This window comes from Peribacillus deserti, assembly GCF_002863585.1.
Classification (GTDB): Bacteria; Bacillota; Bacilli; order Bacillales; family DSM-1321; genus Paraperibacillus; species Paraperibacillus deserti_A.
In genome coordinates this window covers 1-2,967 of the sequence record NZ_PGUY01000099.1, presented here as the reverse complement: position 1 = coordinate 2,967, position 2,967 = coordinate 1, and the positions used below count along the sequence as shown (strand labels likewise).

Annotated in this window: 3 protein-coding genes; all 3 read left to right on the top strand. The window is 34.7% G+C overall.

What is annotated here, in order from left to right; genetic code table 11:
* Positions 1-376 precede the first annotated feature (376 nt).
* On the top strand, positions 377-781 hold the full coding sequence (locus tag CUU66_RS23455; protein ID WP_101645823.1) for a hypothetical protein: 405 nt from the start codon (positions 377-379) through the stop codon (positions 779-781).
* Positions 782-1,171: 390 nt separating this feature from the next.
* Positions 1,172-2,005 (top strand): STAS domain-containing protein, encoded by an 834-nt coding sequence (locus CUU66_RS23450; RefSeq protein ID WP_101645822.1) that lies wholly within the window; start codon positions 1,172-1,174, stop codon positions 2,003-2,005.
* A gap of 262 nt (positions 2,006-2,267) precedes the next feature.
* Complete coding sequence (locus CUU66_RS23445) at positions 2,268-2,786, top strand: YfiT family bacillithiol transferase (RefSeq protein ID WP_101645821.1); 519 nt, start codon at positions 2,268-2,270, stop codon at positions 2,784-2,786.
* Positions 2,787-2,967: the final 181 nt, after the last annotated feature.

The following is a 2,967-nucleotide window of genomic DNA, read 5'->3' as shown; positions in this document are numbered from 1 at the left end:
ATCTACTGCAAGGTAAGTCGGAGGATTGTGAAATATTGTACTTAAACTAATGGGTGCGTTAGTTTAAGTGCATTTGGCTACTTCAGCAGCTGTTTTTAGTTCTATGAACAGGCATTTCTGCCGCGGTCCCAGTAAAAAAGGAATCGCCAATATAATGCGATTCCTCTTGGTCCTTTAATTTATCAAAATAAGCACTTTTTTAGTCGGATTTTTACCGATAAAAAAACGATTGTGTTAATCGGATAATGAAATTATAAATTTAGTAATATTTTTATTTCTGTGTCTTTTAACTGTTTTTTCTTTTATGTGGCAACCATCCATACTAACCCCCCCACATTGAATAAAATATATTAAATTACGAAGGGAGGGTAAATTTATGGGTAAAAGAAAAAATAAGGCGTTGGTATACTCTACTGGACCAATGGAAAATGCTACTGCTGGCCCTGATTTTCCTACACAATCTACGAGCGTAATTACCCATGTTTTGAATAACCATGAACACAAAACTATTATTGCTTTGATTAGGGTATTTATGCTAGACGGAACTAAAACATTGATAGACGAAGCCACATTAACAATTTCCCCAAATTCTAATGCTTTCCGTGTGTCTAATGTTTCAAATGCATTAACATTTGAAGTCCAAATTCAAATCTTCCCTAGCATAGATAGCGATGACGTTTTGATTTCAAGTTTTGGAAGAGATGCAGCAGGAAACCTTAATCCAAGTCATCGTGTGGTTCACAAGGAATTAACTCGAATCGATGAACTAACTTCTAATTAGTAATCGAGCTAACGGTGCAAATGATTTCACAAGAATTAGGTGCCGTTTAACCGTCCAAATTAATGGGCGGTTTTTTTTGAACTAGGGGCGATGCTATCTTACCTTATTCCTACATTTTGTCTTTACAAAAAATGTTCTTTATTCAGCTAACGAGTGTGTAAGTTGAAAATAATAGAGGCTGCTTAAGCAGCCTGCCTTAGAAGTATTTATTGTATAAATCTTTCCTTATTTTCCCGTTAAGATGGGCGTAGACTTATACAATCATCATGCAATATCTGCCTGCCAAGTCGTTAACCACAGTTACTTTTTTCTGTTGGTTATCGTTGATAGACAAGTGTGCTTCCAACCAATATACTTAAAGAAAATATAGACACTTAGGAGTATTGCTCTATGGGTATTGAAAAGGTAGAAACAATTGAAGAATTCGCACTTTTTCTATGTGAAAATGCAGAACCAATAAGCAGGGAAATTGTTAATTATAGTATGGGTAAGATAGAAATAACAGTACCAAAAGAAATAATTGATAAATCAATTGATACTCATGCTGAATTTCTAAAATTTTTAGGGAGTACGCTTACATTTTCGAATGAAGAGGTTGAACCTAGATTCATTGAATGGCTCACCAAACAGGAAACACCGGAAGATGCTCAATATATTGAGCAATTATCGAGTCTTATAAAGCCCTATGCGGATACAAGACAGCTATTAATAAAAATCTTGTCTCAATTAAGCTTGGTCCATGGACTAACTACTGAGGAAGTTATCACTGTTACCAGTAGATTAAGTTATTTGCTCGATTTAAGTATTACTGAAACTATACTTAAGCGAGAGAGAATAACAAAAGAAACCGAAGAAAAGCATAAACAGGAGATAACAGAACTATCTTCACCCATAATACCTATACAAAATGGTATAGCGGTTATCCCGTTAATTGGAAATATTGATGTAGAAAAAAGTGAATTTATTATGAATAGAGTCATCCCCAGAGTCAATGAGTTGAAAATTGAATGTGTAATTTTTGACTTCTCACCCATTGCCTCTATAGATACCGAAATTGCGGCTCGAATCTTTACTATATATGATGTTCTTAAGTTACTAGGAATCAATGCAGTGTTTACAGGGATTAGAACGGATTTAGTATCAAGAATTATCAATTCAGGCATTAATTTCTCGAGTATTAAAACTTATGCCAAACTTCAACAAGCTTTACAAGATATGAGGTAATTGATGCCTTTATAATAGGTAAATAAGTTAAATTTAGTCTAAGCAGTGCACCATAATCATAGGTGACTCGTATTAATAAACAGCAAATAGAACATCAAAGAATCGCTGCGGCGGTTCTTTTCTTTTACCTGAAAAAATTCACAGGTGTAGTTTAATAACATATAAGGTGAAAAGGATTTAAATGAAGTGATGTAGAATTACATATTTTTAACGTTTATTTAATTAGCCACAAGAATCAAGGGGTTTTTAGGAGGAGTAGTAAATGGATATGAAATATCCAATTGGCAATTTCCAATTTGATGGTGAAATTACTAACAGTGTTATAAGGGATTGGATAAATGAGATTGAAGATTTACCAAGATTATTACGAGATGCTGTAAAAGACTTAGATAATGAACAGCTTGATACAGCTTATCGTTCAGGAGGGTGGACTGTTCGACAAGTAATACATCACTTGGCTGACAGTCATATGAATGCCTACATTCGATTTAAATTGGCTCTTACAGAAGAAAAGCCTGTAATTAAGCCATATGATGAAACGAAGTGGGCGGAACTATCTGATTATGAGATGCCAATTGATATTTCACTTTTACTTCTCAAAGCACTGCACAAACGCTGGACCAAACTTTTACGTAGTATAAGTCCTGCTGATATGGAAAAGACATTTATTCACCCAGATTCAGGTGAAGTTTCAGTAGGTGAAAATATAGGAATCTACGCTTGGCAGGGGAGACATCATCTTGCACACATTACTTCTTTGTGTAACCTCAAGGGGTGGTAAGATGACTCTGTGAACAATTACACTTAAAGTAACGGGTGCGTTAGTTAAATAGAGAGGCTGTTACAGCAGCCTCTTTTCTTACCATGAAAATTAAATTCTGCCACTTTAGAAAAATGGCCATACTTAAATAGACGCAGCTCAGTCAGTTTTTTAAAAAAGGAGAGCGTCTTATCAGTCAATT